A 25,512-nucleotide genomic window follows, 5' to 3' on the forward strand; every position below is an offset into this window, starting at 1 on the left:
CCGTAAGAAATGTTCCAGGGGGGAACACGCATGATGAGCACAGGCCGTCATGTCACCATGCTCACGGAGGGCACGTATCCACTGGTCCACGGCGGGGTCAGCACCTGGTGCGACCAACTCGTGAAGGGGATGCCCGAAGTCGAGTTCAACGTCGTCTCACTGTCCGGCAACGGCCGCGAACCCGTGACCTGGGAGCTGCCGAACAACGTCTACCAGCACACGTCCGTACCGCTGTGGGGCACGCTGCAGGGATCCCGGCGCGCACCGCGCGGCCCCGCCCGCCGCCGCTTCATCGACACCTATGAGCGGTTCCTGCTGTCGTTCCTCGACCCCGAGGCGCACTGCGACTTCGGCGAGGCGTTCTACGAACTGGCCCAACTCGCGCGTGACGGACGGCTGTCGGCCGCCCTGCGCACCGAGGCCGCCCTGCGCTCGCTGATGTGGATCTGGACCATGCCGCATCTGCCGACCGCCCGGGCCCGCCCCACCGTGCACGACGCGCTGACGGCGACCGACCTGCTGGAGCACGCGCTGCGCCCGCTGAGCGTCCGGCTGCCCGAGGACTCCGTCTCGCACGCCACCGGCAGCGGCCTGGCCACGCTCCCGGCCCTGGCCGCACGGCAGTTGGACGGCATCCCGTTCCTGCTCACCGAGCACGGCATCTATCTGCGTGAGCGCTACCTCGGCTACCGCAGCGACGCACAGCGCTGGCCCGTCAAGGCCCTGATGCTCGGCTTCTACCGCGAGCTCAACACCCTCGGCTACCAGACGGCCGACCTGATCACCCCGTGCAACCAGTACAACCGCCGCTGGGAGGAGCGCGGCGGCGCCGACCCCGACAAGATCCGTACCGTCTACAACGGCGTCGACCCCGCCGCCTTCCCGCACGCCGGACCCGAACCGGACGTCCCCACGCTCACCTGGTGCGGTCGCGTCGACCCCATCAAGGACCTCGAGACGCTGCTACGCGCGTACGGCATGGTGCGCGCCGAACTCCCCGAGACCAGGCTGCGGTTGTTCGGCCCGGTACCGCCCGGCGGCGAGGCGTACAAGACCAGGCTGGAGAAGCTCGGCGCCGAGCTGGGCGTCACGGACGGGCTCACCTTCGAGGGCCGGATCAGCGAGGTGTGGCGGGCCTACGCGGCCGGGCACGTCGTGATGCTCTCCTCCATCTCCGAGGGCTTCCCCTTCTCGATCATCGAGGCCATGTCCTGCGGCCGGACCACGGTCTCCACCGACGTGGGCGGCGTCAGCGAGGCGGTCGGCGACACCGGGCTCGTGGTGCCGCCGCGCGAGCCCGAGAAGATGGCCGCGGCCGCGCTCGTCCTGCTGAAGGACGACGAACGCCGCCTGGAACTGGGCCAGTTGTCCCGCCAGCGCGTCATCGAGCGCTTCACGCTGCGCCGCTCCGTGGACGCTTTCCGGACGATCTACCAGGAGCTCGCGGGCCTGCCCGAGGTGTACGAGCCCACGCTGGAGACCGTCGCCGACTGGACCCTCGAACTGCGCGACCCCTGGTACCAGGCCGTCGCGACGGACGGGACCGGCTGGTGAGCGGATCGATCCGAATGCCGCCCGGCTCGCGGCCCGACATGCTCCCCTATGTGCCGCGCCAGCGCCGTCCCAGCTGGGCGGAACCCGACCCGGTGGACGAACTCGCCACGCGACTGGAGGAGTTCATAGCCGCCGCCGTCCACCCGGACGAGATAGCCGCGATCCTGGAGTCCGACGGCATGTCGGACGACCAGATACGCGAGAAGTACGGCTGCAAGGACTCCTTCTCGCTCGCCGAGGAGCTGTACGAGCGCGTCGAGCGCCGCCACCCCGAACCCTCGGGACCGGCCCACGACCCGTGGCAAATCGGCCTGCTGGGCTGCCTGTTGAGAGGCGTCGTCTTCGCGCTGCCCGGCCTCGGCTACGTCCTCGGGGCGCCCCTCCTCGCGGGCCCGCAGGACGGCTTCGGGCTCCCCGCCGGTACGGTCCCGCTGCTGGCCGGCGCCCTGTGCGGCTGGGCCTGGAACCAAGGCCTCGCCTATCGGGCGTACTCCTGGCTGGGGTTGGGCGACAAGGGGGCCGCCCGCCGCTCGCTCCTCGTCGGGGCACCCGTGGGCGCACTGCTCGGCTCGCTCGTCGCCCTGGCCGTCGCCCCCGGTCACCTCGGCGCGGTCGCCTTCGCCGCGGGCCAGTCCTGCTACCTCGCGGCGGCCACCGTACTCCTGGTCATGGCCCGTGAACGGGCCCTGCTCGCCGCGCTGTTGCCCATGGCGGCCGGTGCCGTACTGGCCATGGCCCAGTCGGTCCCGGAGGCCGCGAGACTGGGCCTGCTGCTCGGCTCGCTCGGTATCGTCGGCGCCCTCGCCGCCATCGAAGTCGCCCCGGCCGTACGGCAGTCGGGAGACGGGACGCGGATCGGCTGGTCCGCCGGGCTCGCGGCGCTGCTGCCCTTCGGCGGCACCCAGGACACCAAACGGCCGCGCAGCGCGTCGCCCGGGCTCGCCGACGCCCTGCCGTACGCCTTCTTCGGCCTCGGCAGCGGCGTCCTCGTCGTGTACGTGGCGCTCGGCGACGTCCTGGCCGACGGCTCGACGAGCGCCGCGGTCGCCGCCCCCGCCGCGGTGGCGCTCACGCTGAGCATGGGGCCGGCCGAGTGGCTGCTCTATCGCTTCCGCAGCGGAAGCCTCGCCGGACTGCGCTCCAGCAGTACGTCACGCGACTTCTGGCGGACCACCGCGGTCACGCTCGTCAAATGCCTCAGCGGCTACTTGGCCGCGCTGTTCCTGCTCAGCCTCGCCACGGCCGCGCTGTGGCCGCACGCGCCCGGCCTGAGCGGTGTCCGCCTGACCGCCCTGCTGCTCCTCGGGGTCGTCCTCTGGACCGGCCTGCTGCTCCAGTCGTTCGGCGCCGTCCTGAGTGCCGCGGTGATCTGCTGCGCGGCGGGGCTCGCCCAGACCGGGGCGCTGCTCGTGGACGGGGTGAGCCCGCACCTGGTCGGCCTCTTCGTCTACGGCGCGGCGGCCGGCGTACTGGCGACCCTGGTCTGCTGGCAACTGGGAAGGGCGACCGCCCACAGATGAGCACCCTCCTCGTCCCGTACTACGAGCACCCGTCCGTCCGCCCCTCGGAGTGGGAGGCGATCGTGGCGGCGGCACCCCGCCTCTACGGGGTCGTACTGAACCCGGCCAGCGGCCCCGGCGACCGCCCCGACCCGGCCTTCGCCGAGATCGCCGAGCGGCTGCGAGGGAGGGACGTCCGGGTGCTCGGCTACACCGACACCGACTACGGCCGCAGGTCTCGCGCGGAGGTCGTCCAGGACCTCACGCGGTACCGCGACTGGTACGGCACGGACGGCGCGTTCTTCGACCAAGTCACGTCAGGGCTGGGCGACTTCGGCCACTACCAGCGGCTCGCCTCGTCGGCCTGGGGCGCGGGCTGCACCACCATCGCCCTCAACCACGGGGCGCCGCCACACCCCGCGTACGCCCGCCTGGCCGACGTCCTGGTCACCTTCGAGGGAACCTGGGACGCGTACCGCAGCTTCCGCCCGGCCCCCTTCACGGCAGGCCGCACGCGCCAGTGCCACCTGGTCCACGGCGTCCCACCGGGCGCCCCCGTGGGCGACCTGGCCCGCACCCGGGGCGCCACGATCCACTGCGCGGTCCCGGGCGAGGGGGCGCACCCGTGGGGCACGCTGCCGTGTGCCTTGCAGGCGGGCTGAGCTTTCTTTTGCCTGCGGGCTGGTGGGGGCTGGTCGCGCCCACGCGGCGGAGCCGCAAATCGGTACAGCCCCGCGCCCCTGAAAGACGGGCTGCGCCCGCTTTCAGGGGCGGGCGGGGCAGTGGGCATGGGGCGCGCGGAGCGGTGCGCTTTTCGGGCGGGCGGGACCGTGGGCTTTTAGGGGCGCGGGGAACTGCGCGACCAGCCCCCACCGGGCCGCACTGTGAAGACAACCCCCGGCCCCCCTCACCCAAGGGCCAGCACCACCAGCGTCGCGGTAGCGGCAGTTTCGGCCAAGGCTCCGAAGATGTCCCCGGTGATCCCGCCGAAGCGGCGGACGCTGTGTCGAAGCAGCAGCTCGGCGCAGCCGCACGCCGTAACCACGGCGAGCACGGCGAGCACGCCGTGGACAGGACCGTACGCCCCGAAGCCCGCCCCCGCCGCGAGCGCGGTGACGCCGACCGTCACCAGAACCGCCCCCCGCAGGGGCACCGTGCCGGCCACCGCCGCCCCCAACCCCTCCGGCCGAGCCGGCGGCACGCCCACCCTCGCGGCCAGTGTGAGCGCGAGCCGGGCCGCGACCGCCGATACGACGGTCGCCAACGCACCCCGCCCCCAAGAGCCGCCGTAGGCCTCCGAGAGCGCCGCCACCTGGCCGAACAGCACGAACACGAGGGTGATGACACCGAACGGCCCGATGTCCGACCGCTTCATGATGCGCAACGCGTCCTCGGCGGGCTTGCCGCTGCCCAGCCCGTCCGCGGTGTCGGCGAGCCCGTCGAGATGGAGGCCGCGCGTCAGCACCGCGGGCACCGCCGCCCCCGCCACGGCCGCGAGCAGCGGACCCGCGCCGAGGACCAGCAGGAACAGGCCGACCGCCGCGGCGGCCAGACCCACCACCAGCCCGGCGACGGGCGCGCACAGCATCCCGGCCCGCGCGGCCTCGCGGTCCCACCGCGTCACCTCGACCGGCAGCACGGTGAGCGTGCCGAAGGCGAAACGGAGGCCGTCGGGCCAGGAGGCCGGGGTGGTTTCCGGCGGGGGCTTGGACACCGGCGCAGATTACCCGGCGGCCCGAGAGCCCCTGTGAGCCGCCCACGGCAGCCATGGACAAAGTGGATAAAGTGCGCGCATGGGTCACTGGTGGACACGGAACATCACCGAACCGGGAAAGCTGCCGCTCCTGCTGGCGCTCGCCTCCTTCGTACTGACCTTTTTGATCACCCGGACCGTCGTCCGGATGATCCGCGCGGGCAAGGGCCCCTTCGGCAACGTCGAGGCGGGCGGCGTCCACATCCACCACGTGGTCCCCGGCGTCGTCCTGACCGTGATCGGCGGCTTCGGCGCGGTGGCCAGCGGCCGGCACGGCTTCGGCTCGGCCGTGTTCGCCGTGGTGTTCGGCATCGGCGCGGGTCTCGTCCTCGACGAGTTCGCGCTGATCCTGCACCTCGACGACGTCTACTGGAGCGAGGAGGGCCGCAAGAGCGTCGAGGTCGTGGTGCTCACCGCGGCCCTGGTGGGCCTGATGCTCAGCGGTTTCCTGCCGTTCGGCGTCAACGACCTCTCGGAGGACGAACTGCAGGACCGCGCGGGCGTGATGGTGAGCATCGCCGTGAACTTCCTCATCTCGCTGCTGGCCCTGAGCAAGGGCAAGACACGTATGGCGATCTTCGGCGTGATCGTTCCGCTCGTCGCCCTGGTCGGCGCGATCCGCCTCGCCCGCCCCGGCTCCCCGTGGGCCAAGCGCTTCTACCGCAACCGGCACCGCGCCCGGGCCAAGTCCCGGCTGCGGGCCTACCACCACGACCGCCGCTGGGCGGGCCCCCGCCGCAGGATTCAGGACTGGATCGGCGGCAAACCGGATCCGGAACCCGTCCGGTCCCTGCCCGGCGGCCGGTGACGGAGTCCGGAGATCGCGCACAGCACCAGCACGGCCGCGATCGCGGCCAGATGCTCCTTGCCCGCCAGGTTCTCCTTGAACAGCACCTCGACCACCATGGCCGCGACGACGACCCCCACGGTGACGTACGCGCGATACCGCAGGCCGAGGAAGACCGCGAGCCCGACCACGGCCGCCGACGGCCCGGTGTCCACGACCCACGCGTCCGAGGCGGGCAGCCCCAGCGGGCCGTGCGGGCCGAGCGCGACGCCCACGCGCGCGTAGAGCGTGCCGGCCAGCGTGGCGACGTACGCGACGACGAGCGTGCGCCACCAGCCCAGGCAGATCTCGGCGATCCCGAACACGATCAGTATCTGCGCGAGCGCGCCCCACACGGGCAGGTCCAGGGCCGGTACGAAGAGGGAGAGCGGGGTGCGCAGAAGGGCGAGCCAGAGCGCGTCCTCGGCGCGGACGGCACCGATGTCCTGGACGAACCGGTAGCCCCAGGGCTGGTTCTGCACGAACTGCATGACCGTCGTCAGACACACCCCGGCGACGGTCATGGGGACCGCCCGCCACCGCCTCACGACGAGGCCCGCACGCACGGTCGCGTACAGCGGCCCCCATTCGGCGCGGGCGAACCGGGCCGGTCGGGCCAGGCGGGCGGGGGTGGTCATGGGCGGGCGACCACGAGCTCGTACGAGCTCATGTGCCCTATGTTCCGATCCCTGATCTGTCTCATCCACGCGTACTCATCTGTGTGACTCCAGGTGCTTGCGGTGCAGCCATTTCGGCAGGCCCGGCGCCTCCAGGAACCCCTCCGCGCGGGCCGCGGCGAGGCCGATGCGCGGTAGGTCACCGCTCTTCTCGAAGAGCAGGAACCGGGGTTCCCAGATGGGCCGGTACTTGGCGTTGGCGCGGTACAGCGACTCGATCTGCCACCAGCGCGAGAAGAAGCTGAGGAGTGACCTCCACAGCCGCAGTACCGGGCCCGCGCCGAGACGCGCCCCACGTTCGAAGACGGAACGGAACATGGCGAAGTTGAGCGAGACCTGCGTGATCCCGATCTCGGGGGCCCGCTGGAGGAGCTCGATGACCATGAACTCCATCAGCCCGTTCTCGGAGTCCCGGTCCCGCCGCATGAGGTCGAGCGAGAGCCCGTGCGGCCCCCAGGGCACGAAGGAGAGCACCGCCCTCAACTCGCCCTCCCCATAGGTGCATTCGAGCATCACGCACCGCCCGTCACCCGGATCCCCGAGCCGCCCGAGCGCCATGCTGAAGCCCCGCTCGGTCGCCCCGTCCCGCCAGTCGTCGGCACGCTTCAGGAGGTACGCCATCTCGTCGGCCGGGATGTCCTCGTGGCGCCGGACGCGGACCTGGTAGCCCGCGCGCTGGACGCGGTTGTAGGCCTGGCGGACGGTCCGCATGGCCCGCCCCTCCAGCGTGAACTCGGCCGTCTCGACGATCGCCTCGTCTCCCAGCTCCAGCGCGTCGAGGCCGTGGCGCGCGTAGATGGTCCCCGCCTCCTCGCTCGCGCCCATCACCGCCGGAATCCAGCCATGTACGCGCGCCTCGGCGAGCCAGGGGCCGATGGCGCCGGGCCACGCCTCGGGATCGCCGATGGGGTCGCCGGAGGCCAGCGAGACACCGCTCACGACGCGGTAGACGACGGCTGCCTTGCCGGTCGGGGACCACACCACGCTCTTCTCGCGGCGCAGCGCGAAGTAGCCGAGGGAGTCGCGGTCGCCGTTCTTGTCGAGCAGCGCGCGCAGCCGCCGCTCGTCGTCCTCGGTGAGCGGGTCGACGGCGCGGCGGGAACGGAAGGCCGCGTAGAACACGGCGAGGACCAGCAGGGTGCTGAGGACGTTGATGGCGACGTTCACCCAGTTGGGAGTGGTGACGCCGGGGAAGTGGGAGTCGTCGGCGGCGACCGAGATCAGCCGCAGGGTGCCGTAGCGCCAGCGGTCCGGGAACGTCGAGGGGTGCGCGTCGTGCGCGTTGTTCGTGACGGTCACCAGGAGTGCGGCGAGCAGTGAGCAGAGCAGCAGTCCGCCGACCGCGACGGCGGCCGCCAGCTTCGGGTTCGAGCGGTCGCCCTTCGCGTAGAACTCGCGCCGGCCGATGACGAGGGATGCCACGAAGGCGGCCGTGAGGGCGAGGGAGATCCAGTTCTGCGGGTACTGGCGGATCTCCGGGAAGGCCATCGCGAAGGCGAACAGCAGGAGGAAGAGCCCGCTGAGTACGAGGTTGAGGATCCAGGCCGCTCGTTTGCGACGGCGCATCGTGATCGCCAGGAACATCGTGAACGCACCCGACGCGAAGCCTGCCGTCAGGAGATACGGGGTGAAGTAGTCCTCGGTGTTGTGGCGGCGCACGTCCTGGCCGAGGGAGACCCATGCGGCGCTCAGGAAGTTGAGGAACGTGACGACGCGGAGGTACCACACGGCGAACGCGGTGGCGCGCCGCGAGGCGGGGGTGGTTGGGCGGGCGCCGTCGCCGGTGCGGGCGGGGGCCCGCGCTGGCTCCGGGGCCGGGTTGTGCACGACGGCAATTCGGGCGGGTCCCATGAAAAGTGATGATATGGGGCGTTTTTACGTATGGGCGCCTATGGGGAGGGGCGGTTCTGTTGGGCGGCGAGTGCGGGTGGGTGGGGGCTGGTCGCGCAGTTCCCCGCGCCCCTGAAAAGCAGGGGGCTGCGCCCCGCAGACAAAAGACATGGGGCGCAGCCCCGTCTTTCAGGGGCGCGGGGCTGTGTCTATTTGCGGCTCCGCCGCGGGGCGCGACCAGCCCCCACCCACCCGCACCCGACGAACTACCCCCAGGCCGCTATTCCTTCTCGGGGTCCTCAGAGTCCTCGGTGCCCTCCGGGATCTCCGCCGCCAACGCGGCAGCCGCCTGCACCAGTGGCAAGGCGAGCAACGCCCCCGCCCCCTCCCCGACCGTCACCCCGTGATCGAGCAGAGGCTCGAGCGCCATCCGGTCGAACGCCTTCGCCTGCGCCGGCTCGCCGCTGGTCTGGCCCGCCAGCCACCAGTCCGGCGCCCGGAAGGCAACCCGCTGCCCGACCAGCGCACACGCGGCCGAGACGACCCCGTCAAGGATCACCGGCGTCTTCCGCGCCGCACTCTGCAACAGGAACCCGGTGATCGCGGCCAGGTCGGCCCCGCCCACGGTCGCGAGCAGCTGAAGCTGATCGCCGAGCACGGGCCGAGCGCGACGCAGCGCGTCGCGAACCGCCGCACACTTGCGCATCCAGGCGAGGTCGTCGATCGCCCGCCCGCCACGCCCGGTGACAACCGACGCATCGGTGCCGCACAGCGCGGCGATCAGCACGGCCGCGGCCGTGGTCCCCCCGACGCTCACGTCCCCGAGCACGACGAGATCGGTCCCGGAGTCCGCCTCCTCGTCCGCGACGGCGACCCCCGCGCGGAACGCGGCCTCCGCCTCCTCCAGGGACAGCGCGTCCTCCACGTCGATCCGCCCGGACCCACGCCGCACCCGATGCCGTACGACCTCGTCGGGCAGGCTCTCCGGCTCGCAGTCGAGTGCCATGTCCACCACCCGCACGGGCACCCCGAGCCGCCGGGCCAGCACGGCGGCGGGGCTCACGCCGTCCAGCACGGCACGCACCAGCTCGTCCGCGCTTCCCGCGGGCCGCGCCGACACCCCCAGTTCGGCGACCCCGTGGTCACCCGCGAACAGCACCACACGCGGACGCTCGATCGCCCGCACCGGCACGGCGGCCTGCGCCGCCGCCAGCCACTCACCGAGTTCGTCGAGGCGCCCCAGGGACCCGGGCGGCACGACCTGCCGCTCCCGGCGCGCCTCGGCGTCACGCCGTACGCCACCGTCGGGGCGCTCGATCAGATCGGTGAAGTCGTCGAGATTAAGCGAGCTCATTCGCCGAACAGTACCGGCAGTGATCGGGCCGGTCTCCTGACGGTCGGTCAGTGCGCTTCACAGGGTCGTTGCATCGAAGATCGCTATCCCATACGTTCCGGTTTGCAGTGGATTGTCATACCGGTTTGTATCGACCGGTAGTAGCTCATATCAGCCTCTACAGGGTCGTACCGCGTCGGACCGGCAGGAGCAGACAGACCATGCCCCCCACACCCGCCACATCACCCACGCCCGCCACACCGCCCGCACAGCCCGCGCCTCCCGTACAGCAGACCGTCGCCCGGCGCCGCGCCGCGTACCTCAGCGAACTCGCCCAGGGCACCGACCACTTCCACGAGCCCCGCCGGCCCGACTGCCCCTGGTGCGGCTCCCCGCGGCTGCGCACCCGCCTGCGCACCCCGGACCTGCTCCAGCACAAGCCCGGCACCTTCGTCGTCGACGAGTGCGAGGACTGCGCCCACGCCTTCCAGAACCCCCGCCTCACCGCCCAGGGCCTCGCCTTCTACTACCGGGACTTCTACGAGGGCCACGAGAGCCGGCAGAGCCACGAGAACTTCGCCGAGCGGCGCCTGCACGCCCGGGCGCGACGCAGACGCCACGAGGCCGCCGCCCGCGCCATGCTCCCGTTCCCCGAGCCCGAGAGCTGGCTGGACGTCGGCACCGGCCACGGCCACTTCCCGGCGGCGGCCAAGGAGTTGTACACCTACACGTCCTTCGACGGGCTCGACCCCACCTCGCGCGTCGAGAAGGCGCGGACGGCGGGCCGCGTCGAGGAGGCGCACCACGGACGGCTGCCCGACCTCGTCGACCGGCTGCGCGCCCGCTACGACGTGGTCAGCATGTTCCACCATCTGGAGCACAGCCCCGACCCGCGCGAGGAACTGCGCGCCGCGCTCGCCGTGCTGCGCCCCGGCGGGCACCTGCTCGTCGAAGTCCCGGACCCGGACTGCGCGTTCGGCGCGCTGCTCGGCAAGTGGTGGGTGTCGTACTGCCAGCCGCAGCACCTCCACCTCATGCCGCTGCGCAACCTGCTCGACGAACTGGACGAACTCGGCTGCTCGGTCGTCTCCACCGACCGCCGCGAACCGCACATCCCGTACGACCTGACGGGCGCCCTCGCCCTCGCGATCGGCAACCGGCTGCCCGGCGGTGACGAGCCCTGGCGCCCCGTCCCGCCGACCGACCTCCAGCGCACCCTCCGTACGGCCCTGACCCGGGCCACCGCCCCGCTGCTCGCCTCGGCCCAGGTCCTGGACCATGCCCTGGCCCCGCTCCTGCGCCGCACCCGCTTCTCGAACGCGTACCGGATCATCGCCCGCAAGACGACGAAGAGGCCCTCCCCCTAGGCCTCCCGAAAAGGTTCCCTTACCCCCTGTCGCCCTTCAGTCTCTGTCGCCTCTGTCGCCCTTCAGGGTGAGGGCCTGGCCCGCCACCACCAGCAGCACGTGCTCGCACTCGGTCGCGAACGCCGCGTTGAGGCGGCCGAGTTCGTCGCGGTAGCGACGGCCGGAGGGGGTGGCGGGGACGATGCCGGAGCCGACCTCGTTCGAGACGGCGACCACCGTGCGGCGGGTCTCGCGGACGGCGGCCGTCAGCTCCTCGATCCGGGCCCGCAGCGCGCGTTCGCCGCCGCCGGCCCACTCGTCGTCGTCCCACGCGTTCACCGAGTCCATCGCGTCCGTCAGCCACAACGACAGACAGTCGACGAGCAGCGGCGCCCCGTCGTCCTTCAGCAGGGGCACGAGGTCACAGGTCTCGGTGGTACGCCACGAACCGGGCCGCCGCTCCCGGTGGGCGTGCACGCGGGCGGCCCACTCGCCGTCCCCGTTCCGCGTCCCGCCGGTGGCCACGTACAGCACATCGGGAAAGGCCTCCAGCCTCCGCTCGGCCTCCACCGACTTCCCGGACCGCGCCCCGCCGAGCACCAGAGTCCGCCGGGGCACGTCGGGCACGTCCTCGTACACCCCCACGGTCAGCGTCGTACCGTCCGGCACGGCCCGTGCCCCCGCCGCCGCGAGCCGCCGCCGCAGCTCCCGGCCCGGCGGCACATCGTGGTCGAGGTGCACCGCGATCACGTCCGTGGTCGGCCCGACGGCTCCCGCCATCCGCAGCCGGGCCAGCGCGTCCGGCCGCCCGACGACATCGGCGAGCACCATGTCGTACGTCCCGGACGTCCCGGCCGCCGCCTCGTCCAGCCCCGCGGGCGCCGCGCCCGGCGGCAGGTACAGCAGCCGCTGCCCGTCGGGTCCCGTCACCGCGTACCCGGTCCCCGGCGCGTCCATCGGCACCGCCCGCACCCGATGCCCCGTCAGCAGCGCGAGCTCCCGCCCGTCGGGCACCCGCCCCGGCTGCGGCAGCCCGGCCGGCACCTCCACCGCGGGCCCGTCGTGCGGATGCGACAACAACACCTGCCGCACCCCACCCAACGAATGCCCGGCCCGAGCCGCGGCAAAGGCCGCCCCCGGCGTCAGGTCCAGCAACAGGGCCCCGTCAACCAACAGAGCGGCAGCCGCCCGAGCATCCACACCAAGCGCCACCGCACAAGCGGCACAGGCACAGTCGGGGCGGGGCAGCCCCGAGGGCCCACCGGTACCAAGCAAAGTAACTTCCACGGATCCAATTTTTCCGCGTCGCTCCGGGTCCTGCGCGTCAGGGGACACGATGCCCCGCCTTTCTTTCAGGGGCGCGGGGCTGTGACATTCGCGGCTCCGCCGCGATGGGGGTCCCCCCGCTCATGGGGGTCCCCCCGCTCGAGCGAAGCCGAGAGTGGGGGAGAAGCCGAGAGTGGGGGAGCGACAAGCCCCCACCAACCCGCAGACAGCACACAACGGTTCACGACCTGCACCTTTGAACACCGCACAACCAGCGGAGCGCCTAGGCTTCAGGGCGAGAGCCCGATCTTGCTGGGAACTTTGGGAGGCTGACATGGCGGCATGGACGTGGCGGTTCGAGAAGACCGACGGGACGGAAGTCCAGCCCGCGGTCCAGCCCGAGGAGTTCACCACCCAGGGCGACGCGGAGTCCTGGCTCGGCGAACACTGGAAGGCGCTGTCCGAAGGGGGAGCGGACCAGGTCCGGATCTTCGAGGACGCCACGGAGATCTACGGCCCGATGAGCCTGCACGCCGAGGCTACCTAGGCCCGTAGCCCATACGTGTGAGGGCCGCTGTCGTAACGAACGACAGCGGCCCTTCCACTGCCTTCCACTGCCTTCCGCCGCCCTCCGCGGGGCCTCAGCCCCGTACGCCGCACAGGTGAAGCAGGGCCGCCACCCGGCGGTACGGATCCGTGCGCCCGGCCCGCTCCTCGGCGGCCAGCAGCGTCTCCACGTCGTCCGGGACGGCCGCGTCGTCCGCGGCGGTGTCCGTGAAGACCCGCACCCCGTACCAGGCGTGCAAGGGTGCCCCGATCCCGGCGAGTGTGCCGGTGAGCGCGTCGAGCCGGTCGGCCCGTACGTCGAGCCCGAGCCGGTTCGTGTACGTGGTGCTGTCGAAGGACGTCAGCGTGTTCGCCCAGTCGCCGGCCAGCCCGGGCCGCATGGCCAGCGCGTCGGCGTTCCGTACGAGCAGGGACAGCAGTCCGCCGGGGGCCAGCATCCGGCCAAGTCCGGCGAGCAGGGGGTCGGGCTCCTGGACGTACATCAGCACGCCGTGGCACAGCACCACGTCGAAGGCGCCCGGCAGGAAGTGGACGCCGGTGTCCCGTCCGTCGCTCTCGACGAGCCGCACCCGGCTCCGGATCCCCTCCGGCTCGGCGGCGAGGGCCTCACGCGCGACGTCGATCATCCTGGCGTCCTGCTCGACCCCGGTGACCTGATGGCCGGCCCGGGCCAGTCGCAGCGCCTGCGTGCCCTGGCCCATGCCCACGTCGAGCACGCGCAGCCGCTGCCCGACCGGGAACCGGCCGGCTATCTGCTCGTCGAGCTGCCGGGCGACCAGCTCCTGCCGTACGACGTCACGCAGGCTGCCCAGCTTGCTCAGCCAGGCCTCGGCGGCGCCCCCTGCGAAGGATGCCGCGCTCAGGGCCGCTCTCCGCGCTTGACCTGCGGCTTCGGCAGCCGGAGGCGACGCATCTGGAGGCTGCGCATCAGCGCGTAGGCGACCGCGCCGCGCTTGGGCACGTCCGGGAAGCGCGCGGCCAGCTGCTTCTTCAGGCGGATCGCGATGCCGATCGAGTCGACCACGATCATCACGATCACGAAGAGCCACAGCAGCAGTGCCACGTTCTGCAGCTGGGCGATCCGGACCATGCTCAGTACGAGGATGATCACGGCCAGTGGCAGGAAGAACTCGGCGATGCAGAAGCGCGAGTCGATGAAGTCGCGCGCGAACTTCCGCACGGGACCCTTGTCCCGGGCGGGTAGATAGCGCTCGTCACCACTGGCCAGCGCTTCGCGCTGCTTGGCCATGCTGGTACGGCGCTCGTCGCGCTGCCGCTTGGCGGCCTCCTTGCGCGTCGTCGGCGTATTGGCCACGCTGCGGCGCTGGGACTGGGCCTCACTGCGCTTGGGCGTGGGCCGACCCTTGGGGGCCTGCGGGTCACGGGGCTGATTGGAGTCGGTCACCGGCGCCTTGTCGGCGTGGGCCTTCTCATCCTTGGCACGGCTACGGAACACAAAACCCAAGGGTACGGGGTGCAGAGGCATGGACGTCCGCCCAGGGGGGAACGATCCGGCAACACCGGTCGTCTCTAGGGGGCAGAGGAGCCTGAAAAAGGGGTGGCCGCCCACGGTTTTCCCGGCCGACCCCGGGGAGAACCCCGGGGGACACCTACTCCCTACGCCGGAGCAAGATCCTTCGTAGTCGTCCTTGGGGATGAGCGCATCGGTCCCCGAACAGTGCGGTAATGGATGCAGGGCCCGTACTGTGGGTTCTGTTGCAGTCGCTGGAGCTGAAGTCCGTCAGAAGGGGGCGCGCGAAGCCCATGAGCGGTGTCATGAAGCGTATGGGGATGATCTTCCGCGCGAAGGCGAACAAGGCCCTTGACCGGGCCGAGGACCCGCGCGAAACCCTCGACTACTCGTACCAGAAGCAGCTGGAGCTGCTGCAGAAAGTGCGCCGGGGTGTCGCCGACGTGGCGACCTCCCGCAAGCGCCTGGAGCTGCAGCTGAACCAGCTCCAGAGCCAGTCCTCCAAGCTGGAGGACCAGGGCCGCAAGGCGCTCGCGCTCGGCCGGGAGGACCTGGCCCGTGAGGCGCTGTCGCGCCGTGCCGCGCTCCAGCAGCAGGTCACCGACCTGGAGACGCAGCACCAGACCCTCCAGGGCGAGGAGGAGAAGCTCACCCTCGCGGCGCAGCGGCTCCAGGCCAAGGTCGACGCCTTCCGGACCAAGAAGGAAACGATCAAGGCGACGTACACGGCCGCCCAGGCGCAGACCCGGATCGGGGAGGCCTTCTCCGGCATCTCCGAGGAGATGGGCGACGTCGGCATGGCCATCCAGCGCGCCGAGGACAAGACCGCGCAGCTCCAGGCGCGCGCCGGTGCCATCGACGAGCTGCTCGCCTCCGGCGCCCTCGACGACTCCTCCGGGCTCGCCAAGGACGACATCCAGACCGAGCTCGACCGGCTCTCCGGCGGCACGGACGTGGAGCTGGAGCTCCAGCGCATGAAGGCCGAGCTGGCCGGCGGGTCCTCCTCCCAGCAGGCGATCGAGGGCGGCAAGGGTCAGACTCAGTCCCAGCAGCAGCCGAAGGACACTCCGCGCTTCGACAAGCAGTAGGCCGGAGGCAGTAGCCGCAGGCAGTGGTCCCACGCCGAGGAGGGCGTCATGATCGTACGGATCATGGGGGAGGGACAGGTGAGGCTGGACGACGGCCACCTCACCGAACTGAACAAGCTGGACGACGAGCTCCTGGCGGAGATGGAGTCCGGTGACGAGGAGGGCTTCCGGCGCACGCTGGGGGCGCTCCTCGACGCGGTCCGCCACCTTGGCACGCCACTCCCTGACGCCGCCCTCGAACCCTCCGAGCTGATCCTCCCGTCCCCGGACGCGACGCTCACCGAGGTCCGGGAGATGCTGAACGACGACGGCTTGATCCCGGGCTGACTGTCTTTAGGGGCGCGGGGAACCGCGCGACCAGCCACACCCAACCCGCACCCGACGACCCGCCAGACGGGGTCTGGGGCGGAGCCCCAGATGGATGGGACGGGTAAGGGCGGCGGGGGCGAAAACCCTGGCCGCGCCCCGATTCCCGTCGGCACCAGTTCCGCCCCCTGCAAGGGCCCCGTACCGTAAACAGGTGTGAGCACACTGGAGCGAGCCCGGAACCGCCTGCGGGCATACCCGCTGCTGGTGGACGGCGCCCTCGCGGCCGCAGTCCTCGCCTGCATGCTCGTCGGCTCGTTCGCGGACCCGAACGGCCGACACGGCGGCCCGGACTGGGGCGCCCGCACCCCCGACATCCCCAGCCTCGCGCTCATGCTGCTGGCCGCCACGGCCCTGGTCTTCCGCCGCCGCCACCCCCTGAGGGTCCTCGCCGCGACGAGCGCCCTGTCCGCCGTGGAGTTCGTGACGGGCGACCCCAGGGCCCCCGTCGCGATGTCAGCCGTCGTCGCCCTCTACACGGTGGCGTCGGCGACCGACCGGCCCACCACCTGGCGCGTGGGCCTGCTCACCATGACCGTGCTGACAGGGATCGCCATGCTCGCCGGCCCCCTGCCCTGGTACGCACAGGAGAACCTCGGCATCTTCGCCTGGACCGGCATGGCCGCCGCCGCGGGCGACGCGGTCCGCAGCCGCCGCGCCTTCGTACACGCCATACGCGAACGAGCCGAGCGCGCCGAGCGCACACGCGAGGAGGAGGCCCGCCGCCGCGTCGCCGAGGAACGCCTCCGGATCGCCCGCGACCTGCACGACGTCGTCGCCCACCACATCGCACTCGTCAACGTGCAGGCCGGAGTGGCCGCGCACGTCATGGACAAGCGTCCGGACCAGGCCAAGGAAGCCCTCGCCCACGTCCGCGAGGCCAGCCGCTCCGCGCTCAACGAACTCCGGGCGACCGTGGGCCTGTTGAGGCAGTCCGGCGACCCCGAGGCGCCCACCGAACCCGCCCCGGGCCTGCACCGCCTCGAAGAGCTCGTCGGTACCTTCCGCAGCGCGGGCCTGCCCGTGGAAGTGGCCCGCACCGACCACGGCACCGCCCTCCCCGCGGCCGTCGACCTGGCCGCGTACCGCGTCATCCAGGAAGCCCTCACCAATGTGCGCAAGCACGCGGGCCCGGACGCGAGGGCCGAGGTCAGCGTCGTACGCGTGGGGCCGAACGTGGAGATCACCGTCCTCGACAACGGGCCGGGCGACGACGCCGAGGCCCGGCTGGAGGAGAACGGCGGCCACGGGCTTCTCGGTATGCGCGAGCGGGTCACGGCCCTGAACGGCGTCTGCACCGCCGGACCCCGATACGGAGGCGGCTTCCGGGTCCATGCGATCCTGCCGGTCAAGAGCCGCACCGGAAGCGCCGCGTCCACAGTGGCGTCCGCATCAGCGGCATCCACGCCAGCGGCATCCACGCCAGCGGCATCCACGCCAGCGGCATCCGCACCGGCGGCAGCGGCCACCGCATCAACCACCGCATCGCCCACCGCATCGCCCACCGCATCGCCCACCGCATCGCCCAAGGCACCCACGGGGGACCCCGCATGACCATCCGCGTCCTGCTCGCCGACGATCAGGCACTGCTGCGCAGCGCGTTCCGCGTCCTGGTCGACTCCGAGCCCGACATGGAGGTCGTCGGAGAAGCCTCGGACGGGGCGGAGGCGGTGCGCCTGGCCCGCGAGGAACGGGCCGACATCGTGCTCATGGACATCCGCATGCCCGGCACCGACGGTCTCGCCGCGACCCGGCTCATCAGCGCCGACCCGGGCCTCGCCCACGTACGCGTCGTCATGCTGACGACCTTCGAGGTCGACGAGTACGTGGTGCAGTCGCTGCGCGCCGGAGCCTCCGGGTTCCTCGGCAAGGGCTCCGAGCCGGACGAACTGCTCAACGCGATCCGGATCGCGGCGGGCGGCGAGGCGCTGTTGTCGCCGGCCGCCACCAAGGGGCTGATCGCGAAGTTCCTCGCGCAGGGGGACGGCGACGACGACCGGGACCCCGCTCGCGCCGAACGCCTCGAAGCGCTGACCGTCCGGGAGCGCGAGGTCCTCGTCCAGGTCGCCGGCGGCCACTCGAACGACGAGATCGCCGAGCGCCTCGCGGTCAGCCCGCTCACGGTGAAGACTCACGTCAACCGGGCCATGGCCAAGCTGGGCGCCCGCGACCGGGCCCAACTGGTGGTTATCGCGTACGAGTCGGGACTGGTACGCCCAAGGGTGGAGTGAGCTCCACCCGCGCATACTGCGGTCGCGGTATGCGCGGCGTAAGGAAACGGGACCTGGGGGCGAGGGGACGGCCTCACCCATGGCTCAGAGTGATAGGCAGACGCTCACATGAGCCCATTCTGCCGCTCCGCAGCCTCAAGCCACAGAAGAGAGACTCGTCACCCATGTCCTGGCTGTCCCGCTTCAGCCTCGCCCAACGTGCCCTCATCGGCCTGATGTCGATCATCGCCCTGGCCTTCGGGGCGATAGCCATCCCGCAGCTCAAGCAACAGCTGCTGCCCACCATCGAATTACCCATGGTGTCGGTCCTGGCGCCGTACCAGGGCGCGTCCCCCGACGTGGTCGAGAAGCAGGTCGTCGAGCCCCTTGAGGACACCCTCGAAGCAGTCGACGGGATCTCGGGCCTCACCTCCACGGCCAGCGAGGGCAACGCCCTCGTCATGGTCTCCTTCGACTACGGCAACAACGCCGACCGGATCGTCGCCGACGTCCAGCAGGCCGTGAGCCGCGCCCGTACGCAGCTCCCGGACACCGTGGACCCGCAGGTCGTCGCCGGCTCCACCGACGACATCCCGACCGTGGTCCTCGCCGTCACCTCCGACAAGGACCAGCAGGCCCTCTCGGACCAGCTTGACCGCACGGTCGTGCCCGGGCTGAAGGACATCGACGGCGTCGGCCAGGTCACCGTCGACGGCGTGCGGGACCTGGAGGTCGCGGTCACGCCCGACGACGCGAAGCTGGCGAAGGCGGGGCTGACCACGGCCGCGCTCGGCCAGGCCCTCCAGGCGGGCGGCGCGACCGTCCCGGCCGGCTCCTTCGACGAGGACGGCAGCAACCGCACGGTCCAGGTCGGCGGCGGCTTCACCGCGCTGAAGCAGATCGAGGACCTGATGGTCACGGGCGAGGGCGGCAAGAAGCCCGTACGCCTCGGTGCCGTCGCCACCGTCGAGGAGAAGCCCGCCCGGACGGAGTCCATCACGCGGACGAACGGCAGGCCCAGCCTCGCGGTCGCCGTCACCATGGACCACGACGGCAGCGCGGTCGCGGTCTCCGACGCGGTCCAGGACAAGCTGCCCGGCATGCGCAAGGACCTCGGCTCCGGCGCCACGCTCACGGTCGTCAGCGACCAGGGCCCGGCCGTCTCCAAGTCCATCAAGGGCCTGACCACCGAAGGCGCGCTCGGTCTGCTCTTCGCGGTCCTGGTCATCCTGGTCTTCCTGGCGTCGATCCGCTCGACGCTGGTCACCGCGGTCTCCATCCCGCTCTCGGTCGTCCTCGCGCTCATCGTGCTGTGGACCCGCGACGAGTCGCTCAACATCCTGACGCTGGGCGCCCTGACCATCGCCATCGGCCGGGTCGTCGACGACTCGATCGTGGTCCTGGAGAACATCAAGCGTCACCTCGGCTACGGCGAGGAGCGCCAGGAGGCGATCCTCAAGGCCGTACGCGAGGTCGCGGGCGCGGTCACCTCCTCGACGCTCACCACGGTCGCGGTGTTCCTGCCCATCGGTCTGACCGGCGGCATGGTCGGCGAGCTCTTCGGCTCGTTCTCCCTGACCGTCACGGCGGCCCTGCTGGCCTCGCTGCTCGTCTCGCTGACGGTCGTACCGGTGCTCTCGTACTGGTTCCTGCGTGCCCCCAAGGACGTGCGCGGCGTCGACCCGGACGAGGCGCGCCGCAAGGCCGAGGAGAAGGAGGCGCGCAGCCGCCTCCAGCGCTTCTACGTTCCCGTCCTGCGCTTCGCCACCCGCCGCCGCCTCACCAGCGTGGCGATCGCGGCGGCCGTCCTCATCGGTACGTTCGGCATGGCGCCCCTGCTGAAGACGAACTTCTTCGACCAGGGCGAGCAGGAAATCCTCACGGTCAAGCAGGAGTTGAAGCCCGGCACCAGCCTGGCGGCGACCGACGCCGAGACCAAGAAGATCGAGAAGATGCTCGACGGCGTCAAGGGCGTCGAGGACTACCAGGTCACGGTCGGTTCCTCCGGCTTCATGGCCGCGTTCGGCGGGGGCACGGACACCAACCAGGCCTCCTACACCGTCAAGGTGGACGGCTCGGCCTCCTTCGACGACGTCCAGGACCGCATCGAGGAGGGGCTCGGCAAGCTCTCCGGGATCGGTACGACGACGGTCGCGGCCGGTGACGGCTTCGGCAGCCAGGACCTGAGCGTCGTGGTGAAGGCCGCCGACGCCGACGTACTGCGCAAGGCCTCGGAGGAGGTACGGGACGCGGTCGCCGGGCTCGACGACGTCACCGACGTGACGAGCGACCTCGCCCAGTCCGTGCCGCGGATCTCGGTCAAGGCCAACGACAAGGCCGCCGCGGCCGGGTTCAACGACACGACCCTCGGCGCTGCCGTCACCCAGGCGGTGCGCGGCACCACCAGCGGCAAGGCGATCCTGGACGACACCGAGCGCGATGTCGTCATCAAGTCGGCGAAGCCGGCCGAGACGCTGTCCGAGCTGAGGAACCTCAGCCTCGGGTCCGTGAAGCTCGGCGACATCGCCACGGTCCAGCTGGTCGACGGTCCGGTCTCGATGACCCGCATCGACGGCCGGCGCGCGGCCACCATCACGGCGAAGCCGACCGGTGACAACACGGGCGCGGTCAGCTCCGACCTCACGGCGAAGCTCGACGCGCTCAAGCTGCCGGCCGGTGCCACGGCCGACATCGGCGGTGTCTCGCAGGACCAGGAGGACTCGTTCGCGTCCCTCGGTCTGGCGATGCTCGCGGCGATCGCGCTCGTCTTCATGCTGCTGGTCGCGACCTTCCGGTCGCTGATCCAGCCGCTGATCCTGCTCGTCTCGATCCCGTTCGCGGCGACGGGTGCCATCGGCCTGCTGGTCGTCACCGGTACGCCGTTGGGTGTGCCGTCGATGATCGGCATGCTGATGCTCATCGGCATCGTCGTGACCAACGCGATCGTGCTGATCGACCTGATCAACCAGTACCGCAAGCAGGGTTACGGCGTCGTCGAGGCCGTGGTGGAAGGCGGCCGGCACCGGCTCCGCCCGATCCTCATGACGGCGCTGGCCACCATCTTCGCCCTGCTGCCCATGGCGCTGGGCGTCACCGGCGAGGGCGGCTTCATCGCCAAGCCGCTGGCGGTGGTGGTGATCGGCGGTCTGATCACGTCGACGCTGCTGACCCTGCTCCTGGTGCCGACGCTCTACGCGATGGTCGAACTCCGCAAGGAGCGCCGCGCGAAGAAGAAGGCCGCGAAGCGGGCGAAGAAGGCCGAGGCCTCCGACTCCGATTCCGATTCCGATTCGGACAAGCCGGAGCCCGTGGGGGTGTAGGTGGGGCGGGGGCTCCGCCCCCGAACCCCCGTTGCGCAGTTCCCCGCGCCCCCAATTGGGGGCGCGGGGAACTGCGCAGTCTTTTAGGGGCGCGGGGCTGTATCGATATGCTGCTCCACCGCGATGGGGGTCCCCCCGCTCGAGCGAAGCCGAGAGTGGGGGAGAAGCCGAGAGTGGGGGAGCGACCAGCCACGACGAACCCGCAGACGAAGCCCAGCCCTTCCGGCGGAGCCCTACGGCAGCGCCAGCATCCGCTCAAGCGCCAGTCTCGCGAACTGCTCCGTCTCCCGGTCCACCTCGATGCGGTTGACGAGGTTGCCCTCGGCCAGGGACTCCAGGGTCCAGACCAGGTGGGGGAGGTCGATGCGGTTCATGGTCGAGCAGAAGCAGACCGTCTTGTCGAGGAAGACGACCTCCTTGTCCTCGCTCGCGAAACGGTTCGCCAGCCGCCGTACAAGGTTCAGCTCCGTGCCGATCGCCCACTTGGAACCGGCCGGAGCCGCCTCCAGGGCCTTGATGATGTACTCCGTGGAACCCACGTGGTCCGCCGCCTCGACGACCTCGTGCTTGCACTCGGGGTGCACCAGGACGTTGACACCGGGGATCCGGGCGCGCACGTCGTTGACCGAGTCGAGCGAGAAGCGGCCGTGCACCGAGCAGTGGCCCCGCCACAGGATCATCTTGGCGTCCCGGAGCTGCTCGGCCGTGAGCCCGCCGTTCGGCTTGTGGGGGTTGTAGAGGACGCAGTCCTCCAGCGTCATCCCCATGTCACGGACCGCGGTGTTGCGCCCGAGGTGCTGGTCGGGGAGGAACAGCACCTTCGACCCCTGCTCGAAGGCCCACTCCAGGGCCCGCTGAGCATTCGACGACGTGCAGATCGTGCCTCCGTGCTTGCCCGTGAACGCCTTGATGTCCGCGGACGAGTTCATGTACGAGACGGGCACGACCTGCTCGGCTATCCCGGCCTCGGTCAGCACGTCCCAGCACTCGGCGACCTGCTCGGCGGTGGCCATGTCGGCCATCGAGCAGCCGGCGGCCAGGTCGGGCAGGACCACCTTCTGGTCGTCGGAGGTCAGGATGTCCGCCGACTCGGCCATGAAGTGCACACCGCAGAACACGATGTACTCGGCCTCGGGACGCGCGGCGGCGTCCTTGGCGAGCTTGAAGGAGTCCCCCGTGACATCCGCGAACTGGATGACCTCGTCGCGCTGGTAGTGGTGGCCGAGCACGAAGACCTTGTCCCCGAGCTTCTCCTTGGCCGCGCGGGCGCGCTCGACCAGGTCCGGGTCGGACGGCGAGGGCAGGTCACCGGGACAGTCGACGCCGCGCTCGCTCCTCGGGTCGGCCTCACGGCCGAGGAGCAGCAGGGCGAGGGGCGTCGGCTGTACGTCGAGTTCCTGGGTCTGGGCGGTGGTCACGACACGCACCCTTTCTGTTCTGCGGCCCGCTTGGATCGACCGGCTGGAACGATCAAGCAGAACAAGCCTTTTCGTCGAAATGACGTTATCTATCATAACCGCTTCATGTCAGTTTGACGACGGCCATAACGTCTATGTGACGTGAATCCCGTGGGGTGGCCGGTGGGGTTGGCCGGGCAGTTGTCCACAGGACGTTTTCCGGTTCCAACCGGGTGTGCGAGCATGAAGAGAGAAGCCAAGACACACGCTCGGCCCGGAATGAATCCGCGGCCCCGCCGGTTGCAACCGTCGGCAAGCAGTCTCCGTACAACCCGGGAGAGAAGCAGATGTCCGTATCGGACGAGACCACCACCGTGAGCGACGGCATCCTCCTGTCGGACGCCGCCGCGGCCAAGGTCCAGGGCCTGCTGGAGCAGGAAGGCCGCGACGACCTGGCGCTGCGCGTCGCCGTTCAGCCCGGCGGCTGCTCCGGCCTGCGGTACCAGCTCTTCTTCGACGAGCGCTCCCTCGACGGCGATGTCGTCAAGGAGTTCGGCAGCGTGAAGGTCGTCACCGACCGCATGAGCGCTCCGTACCTGGGCGGAGCCTCCATCGACTTCGTGGACACCATCGAGAAGCAGGGCTTCACGATCGACAACCCGAACGCGACGGGTTCCTGCGCCTGCGGCGACTCGTTCAGCTAAGCCCCGCTGCTTGCGGTTGACCGATGACGGCCGGGTCCGTCGTCCCGAACGACACCGAAAGGCGGCGCCCCCTCCAACAGGGCGCCGCCTTTCGCGTACCGGTGGGTGCGCGTCCTCCGCGTACCGACAACCCGTGGCCGGGTGTGTCCTCGGCCACCTGGCCCCGGTGGTTACCTGGCCTCGGTGGTCATTGGGCCCCGGTCGCGTCCGGCAGGTCCTTCTCCAGCGGTACCGCCTTGCCGCCCGAGTCGACGATCTTCCGGTCCCCGAGCGGTTCCTTGAGCTCGACCTTCTCGTGGAAGACCTTGGCGATCAGGATGCAGACCTGGTCCTTCTTCGACGTCTCGGTCACCCGGACCGTCACCTTGCCGCCGGACTCCGCCGCCGAGGCCTTGTAGTCACTGCACACCCCGCCCGTGAACCGCACGGTCAGCTTCTTGCCGTCCGCGCTGTAGCCCTCGACGCGGACGTCCTGGGTCACGGTCTCCGGCGCCCCCGTCGTGCCGCCACCGGGCTCGCTCGTCCGCGGGCTCGGAGCCACCGTCGGGTCGTCGCTCGGGCTGCCGCCCGGAGGCTTCGGCGCGGTCAGATACCGCGGGTCGACCGCGGGATGCGTGACGGTGAAGCTGTCGCCCGCCCCCGAGGGCCGTACCTCGAAGAGCCACGACGGCACCAGCGCCTGCCGCCCGTCCACGAAGTGCGTGGCCAGACCGAACAAGGCGTCCTCGACGACGACCGGCGCGGGCTTCGGCGCCACGGTCGACGTCTCGCAGGGCTTCTCGTCCTTGTCCTTCAGCGGTACGGGACTCGCGCAGCCGCCGACGCCCACCCGCCCGCTGCCCGTCCCGGAGCCGTTCAGCAGGGCGAGCGTCTTCTCGGCACTGATGACGGGGTACGTGTCCCCCTTCACCGGTGTCTTCAACTGGCCGCTGCCGCCGACCACTTGGCCGTCCGGGCCGATCTGCAGGCCGGTCGACCAGCCGTACGTCGGCAGCCCGCCCACCTTCGGGTCCGCGTTCACCACGCGTACGGCGTCCATGAGCTGGCTCGCGTCGAGCTTGGCGTCGTCCTGGCCGACCGTCTTGAGCACGGGCGCGGCGGCCTTCTTGGCCGCGTCCACGCTCACCGGTTCGACCTCGGAGTCCTTGGCGCTCCCCGTCTCGGTCCCGGTCCCGCTCGCGCACACCGTGGCGCTCTTGCAGTTGTCGGTGCCGGGCACGAAGCGGCTGAACGTCCAGGTGCCGGGCGCCTTCTTGGTCACCCGCAGGCCCGGCCCGGAACCGTCCTTCGTGGCTCCGACGATCCAGGCCTCGCCCTCCGCCTTCGGTGTGCCCTCCACCTCCAGGGCCTTGGCCAGCTTCGCCACCTCGGCCGCGGTGACCTCGCCCTTCGCGCGGTGGACGGCCGCGGAGGAGGGGCCGTCGGGGAGTTCGCCCTCGGCACGGTAGGTCACGCCGCTCGGGTCGGGCTCGCCGGGCGCGATGCCGGGCGTACCGTCGGTGCCGTTCCCGCCACCCTTGGTGTATCCGTCCAGGGCGAGCGGCGGCGGAGTACCGTCACCGCCCGGCGTCCCGGAGCCGTCCTTGCCTCCACCGCCGTGGGACGCGGTGGTGGCGAAGAACGCCCCGCCGCCCCCGACGAGCAGCACGGCGGCCGCGACCGAGGCGACGACCACCGGCGAATGCCGCCCGCGCGGCTTGTCCTCGTCGGCGGCTCCGGCCGCGTCGTTGTCGGGTCGCTCGGTGTCCACCGCATCGCTCCTTCTGCCGCACCGCTGTCCCCTCAGCCCCGCCCCGGACCGGGCCGGGGCGCAGAGGGTCGTATCCTGCCTCCCCTTTACGGGGGACAGCGATGGGACGCGGCGGGGGAGCGCACGGTTCCCTCCGGGGGGAGCGGGCTGAAATCCGCGGGCCGTCCGTGGCTGGTCGCGCCCGCGATGGGGGAGGAGCCGCACAATGTCAGAGCCCCACGCTCCTTCGGGGGCGCGAACTAGTCGCCGTAGTCCGACATCGCGTCCAGGAGGCGGGCGGACGCCGGCGGCACCGTCACGCCGTGGATGAGCGACGGGGAGATGGGGAGGGCGGTGATCCTGGCGGGAGCCGACCAGTGCGGAACCATGCGCGCGCAGTCGCCCCGCAACTCCGCGAGACCGCCTTCGAGGTCGAGCGACGGGCCGCCATGGATCTTGAGATTCGTCATAACGGAACCGTAGGCACCGGATGCCCTACGAAAAAAGCCCTACTATTGGGTAGTTTTGGCTGCTTCGAAGTAACGGGGTCGAACCGATAGCGTTAGATGTCAATCC

The 25,512-nt window shown here is 71.2% G+C and carries 22 protein-coding genes; 12 read left to right on the forward strand and 10 right to left on the reverse strand.

What is annotated here, in order from left to right:
- Positions 1 to 30 precede the first annotated feature (30 nt).
- From pelF to OHA11_RS34545, 3 genes are read left to right on the forward strand one after another with little or no spacing between them, the layout of a single operon-like run.
- A complete protein-coding gene (pelF, locus tag OHA11_RS34535) occupies positions 31 to 1,554 on the forward strand; it encodes a GT4 family glycosyltransferase PelF (protein ID WP_266503008.1) in 1,524 nt (507 codons plus the stop codon).
- The gene (locus tag OHA11_RS34540) at positions 1,551 to 3,074 is read left to right on the forward strand and encodes a hypothetical protein (RefSeq protein WP_266503012.1); all 1,524 of its coding nucleotides are present in this window, start codon (positions 1,551 to 1,553) and stop codon (positions 3,072 to 3,074) included. Before pelF ends, OHA11_RS34540 begins: the two co-directional genes overlap by 4 nt.
- Positions 3,071 to 3,715, forward strand: a complete 645-nt coding sequence (locus OHA11_RS34545; protein ID WP_266503013.1) for a spherulation-specific family 4 protein — start codon at positions 3,071 to 3,073, stop codon at positions 3,713 to 3,715. Before OHA11_RS34540 ends, OHA11_RS34545 begins: the two co-directional genes overlap by 4 nt.
- 245 nt (positions 3,716 to 3,960) lie before the next feature.
- Here OHA11_RS34545 and OHA11_RS34550 read toward each other — a convergent pair whose 3' ends face one another.
- Positions 3,961 to 4,767 carry an adenosylcobinamide-GDP ribazoletransferase gene (locus tag OHA11_RS34550; protein WP_266503015.1) on the reverse strand — a complete coding sequence of 269 codons (807 nt, stop codon included), beginning with the start codon at positions 4,765 to 4,767 and terminating at the stop codon, positions 3,961 to 3,963.
- Between the two features lie 79 nt (positions 4,768 to 4,846).
- Between OHA11_RS34550 and OHA11_RS34555 the strand changes: the two genes are divergently transcribed.
- Positions 4,847 to 5,614, forward strand: a complete 768-nt coding sequence (locus OHA11_RS34555; RefSeq protein WP_266503016.1) for a hypothetical protein — start codon at positions 4,847 to 4,849, stop codon at positions 5,612 to 5,614.
- Here the strand turns inward: OHA11_RS34555 and OHA11_RS34560 are convergent.
- From OHA11_RS34560 to cobT, 3 genes are all read right to left on the reverse strand, one after another.
- Complete coding sequence (locus tag OHA11_RS34560; protein ID WP_266503017.1) at positions 5,551 to 6,270, reverse strand: hypothetical protein; 720 nt, start codon at positions 6,268 to 6,270, stop codon at positions 5,551 to 5,553. The genes OHA11_RS34555 and OHA11_RS34560 overlap by 64 nt on opposite strands.
- 75 nt (positions 6,271 to 6,345) lie before the next feature.
- Positions 6,346 to 8,160, reverse strand: a complete 1,815-nt coding sequence (locus tag OHA11_RS34565) for a phosphatidylglycerol lysyltransferase domain-containing protein (protein ID WP_266503020.1) — start codon at positions 8,158 to 8,160, stop codon at positions 6,346 to 6,348.
- Between the two features lie 259 nt (positions 8,161 to 8,419).
- A complete protein-coding gene (gene cobT / locus OHA11_RS34570) occupies positions 8,420 to 9,493 on the reverse strand; it encodes a nicotinate-nucleotide--dimethylbenzimidazole phosphoribosyltransferase (RefSeq protein WP_266503023.1) in 1,074 nt (357 codons plus the stop codon).
- A gap of 200 nt (positions 9,494 to 9,693) precedes the next feature.
- On the opposite strand from cobT, the gene OHA11_RS34575 reads away from it, so the two are divergent.
- Positions 9,694 to 10,839 carry a class I SAM-dependent methyltransferase gene (locus OHA11_RS34575; protein WP_266503025.1) on the forward strand — a complete coding sequence of 382 codons (1,146 nt, stop codon included), beginning with the start codon at positions 9,694 to 9,696 and terminating at the stop codon, positions 10,837 to 10,839.
- Positions 10,840 to 10,875: 36 nt separating this feature from the next.
- Here OHA11_RS34575 and OHA11_RS34580 read toward each other — a convergent pair whose 3' ends face one another.
- Positions 10,876 to 12,105, reverse strand: coding sequence for a bifunctional adenosylcobinamide kinase/adenosylcobinamide-phosphate guanylyltransferase (locus tag OHA11_RS34580; protein ID WP_266503026.1), 1,230 nt, complete (start codon positions 12,103 to 12,105; stop codon positions 10,876 to 10,878).
- Between the two features lie 313 nt (positions 12,106 to 12,418).
- Here OHA11_RS34580 and OHA11_RS34585 point away from each other — a divergent pair, with 313 nt between their 5' ends.
- Positions 12,419 to 12,631, forward strand: coding sequence for a hypothetical protein (locus OHA11_RS34585; protein WP_266503027.1), 213 nt, complete (start codon positions 12,419 to 12,421; stop codon positions 12,629 to 12,631).
- Between the two features lie 94 nt (positions 12,632 to 12,725).
- On the opposite strand, the gene OHA11_RS34590 is transcribed toward OHA11_RS34585, so the two are convergent.
- On the reverse strand, positions 12,726 to 13,430 hold the full coding sequence (locus tag OHA11_RS34590; protein ID WP_266507659.1) for a bifunctional 2-polyprenyl-6-hydroxyphenol methylase/3-demethylubiquinol 3-O-methyltransferase UbiG: 705 nt from the start codon (positions 13,428 to 13,430) through the stop codon (positions 12,726 to 12,728).
- Between the two features lie 80 nt (positions 13,431 to 13,510).
- On the reverse strand, positions 13,511 to 14,137 hold the full coding sequence (locus tag OHA11_RS34595; RefSeq protein ID WP_266503029.1) for a DUF3043 domain-containing protein: 627 nt from the start codon (positions 14,135 to 14,137) through the stop codon (positions 13,511 to 13,513).
- A 278-nt stretch (positions 14,138 to 14,415) separates the two neighbouring features.
- Between OHA11_RS34595 and OHA11_RS34600 the strand changes: the two genes are divergently transcribed.
- The 5 genes from OHA11_RS34600 (at position 14,416) to OHA11_RS34620 (ending at position 21,106) form a co-directional block, all read left to right on the forward strand.
- Complete coding sequence (locus tag OHA11_RS34600) at positions 14,416 to 15,210, forward strand: PspA/IM30 family protein (RefSeq protein ID WP_266503030.1); 795 nt, start codon at positions 14,416 to 14,418, stop codon at positions 15,208 to 15,210.
- A gap of 48 nt (positions 15,211 to 15,258) precedes the next feature.
- A complete protein-coding gene (locus tag OHA11_RS34605; RefSeq protein ID WP_266503032.1) occupies positions 15,259 to 15,537 on the forward strand; it encodes a hypothetical protein in 279 nt (92 codons plus the stop codon).
- 195 nt (positions 15,538 to 15,732) lie between these two features.
- On the forward strand, positions 15,733 to 17,130 hold the full coding sequence (locus OHA11_RS34610) for a sensor histidine kinase (protein ID WP_266503034.1): 1,398 nt from the start codon (positions 15,733 to 15,735) through the stop codon (positions 17,128 to 17,130).
- On the forward strand, positions 17,127 to 17,807 hold the full coding sequence (locus OHA11_RS34615) for a response regulator transcription factor (protein ID WP_266503040.1): 681 nt from the start codon (positions 17,127 to 17,129) through the stop codon (positions 17,805 to 17,807). Before OHA11_RS34610 ends, OHA11_RS34615 begins: the two co-directional genes overlap by 4 nt.
- A gap of 164 nt (positions 17,808 to 17,971) precedes the next feature.
- Positions 17,972 to 21,106: an efflux RND transporter permease subunit gene (locus OHA11_RS34620; protein ID WP_266503041.1), complete on the forward strand. Its 3,135-nt coding sequence runs from the start codon at positions 17,972 to 17,974 to the stop codon at positions 21,104 to 21,106.
- 233 nt (positions 21,107 to 21,339) lie between these two features.
- Here the strand turns inward: OHA11_RS34620 and nadA are convergent, their stop codons facing one another.
- Positions 21,340 to 22,524 carry a quinolinate synthase NadA gene (gene nadA, locus OHA11_RS34625; RefSeq protein WP_266503042.1) on the reverse strand — a complete coding sequence of 395 codons (1,185 nt, stop codon included), beginning with the start codon at positions 22,522 to 22,524 and terminating at the stop codon, positions 21,340 to 21,342.
- A 326-nt stretch (positions 22,525 to 22,850) separates the two neighbouring features.
- Here nadA and OHA11_RS34630 point away from each other — a divergent pair, with 326 nt between their 5' ends.
- Complete coding sequence (locus OHA11_RS34630; protein WP_055617203.1) at positions 22,851 to 23,207, forward strand: iron-sulfur cluster assembly accessory protein; 357 nt, start codon at positions 22,851 to 22,853, stop codon at positions 23,205 to 23,207.
- 187 nt (positions 23,208 to 23,394) lie between these two features.
- Here OHA11_RS34630 and OHA11_RS34635 read toward each other — a convergent pair whose 3' ends face one another.
- Both OHA11_RS34635 and OHA11_RS34640 read right to left on the reverse strand, forming a co-directional pair.
- Positions 23,395 to 24,957: a hypothetical protein gene (locus OHA11_RS34635; RefSeq protein ID WP_266503043.1), complete on the reverse strand. Its 1,563-nt coding sequence runs from the start codon at positions 24,955 to 24,957 to the stop codon at positions 23,395 to 23,397.
- A gap of 239 nt (positions 24,958 to 25,196) precedes the next feature.
- The gene (locus OHA11_RS34640) at positions 25,197 to 25,406 is read right to left on the reverse strand and encodes a hypothetical protein (RefSeq protein ID WP_266503045.1); all 210 of its coding nucleotides are present in this window, start codon (positions 25,404 to 25,406) and stop codon (positions 25,197 to 25,199) included.
- Positions 25,407 to 25,512 lie beyond the last annotated feature (106 nt).

It is taken from the genome of Streptomyces sp. NBC_00878, assembly GCF_026341515.1.
Taxonomy (GTDB): domain Bacteria; phylum Actinomycetota; class Actinomycetes; order Streptomycetales; family Streptomycetaceae; genus Streptomyces.

Coding starts and splice junctions, on each gene's coding strand:
- OHA11_RS34595 (WP_266503029.1), bottom strand. CDS start 14,137: ATGCCTCTGCACCCCGTACCCTTGGGTTTTGTGTTCCGTAGCCGTGCC.
- OHA11_RS34565 (WP_266503020.1), bottom strand. CDS start 8,160: ATGGGACCCGCCCGAATTGCCGTCGTGCACAACCCGGCCCCGGAGCCA.
- OHA11_RS34640 (WP_266503045.1), bottom strand. CDS start 25,406: ATGACGAATCTCAAGATCCATGGCGGCCCGTCGCTCGACCTCGAAGGC.
- pelF (WP_266503008.1), top strand. CDS start 31: ATGATGAGCACAGGCCGTCATGTCACCATGCTCACGGAGGGCACGTAT.
- OHA11_RS34605 (WP_266503032.1), top strand. CDS start 15,259: ATGATCGTACGGATCATGGGGGAGGGACAGGTGAGGCTGGACGACGGC.
- OHA11_RS34585 (WP_266503027.1), top strand. CDS start 12,419: ATGGCGGCATGGACGTGGCGGTTCGAGAAGACCGACGGGACGGAAGTC.
- OHA11_RS34555 (WP_266503016.1), top strand. CDS start 4,847: ATGGGTCACTGGTGGACACGGAACATCACCGAACCGGGAAAGCTGCCG.
- OHA11_RS34600 (WP_266503030.1), top strand. CDS start 14,416: ATGAGCGGTGTCATGAAGCGTATGGGGATGATCTTCCGCGCGAAGGCG.
- OHA11_RS34620 (WP_266503041.1), top strand. CDS start 17,972: ATGTCCTGGCTGTCCCGCTTCAGCCTCGCCCAACGTGCCCTCATCGGC.
- OHA11_RS34545 (WP_266503013.1), top strand. CDS start 3,071: ATGAGCACCCTCCTCGTCCCGTACTACGAGCACCCGTCCGTCCGCCCC.
- OHA11_RS34575 (WP_266503025.1), top strand. CDS start 9,694: ATGCCCCCCACACCCGCCACATCACCCACGCCCGCCACACCGCCCGCA.
- cobT (WP_266503023.1), bottom strand. CDS start 9,493: ATGAGCTCGCTTAATCTCGACGACTTCACCGATCTGATCGAGCGCCCC.
- OHA11_RS34615 (WP_266503040.1), top strand. CDS start 17,127: ATGACCATCCGCGTCCTGCTCGCCGACGATCAGGCACTGCTGCGCAGC.
- OHA11_RS34630 (WP_055617203.1), top strand. CDS start 22,851: ATGTCCGTATCGGACGAGACCACCACCGTGAGCGACGGCATCCTCCTG.
- OHA11_RS34560 (WP_266503017.1), bottom strand. CDS start 6,270: ATGACCACCCCCGCCCGCCTGGCCCGACCGGCCCGGTTCGCCCGCGCC.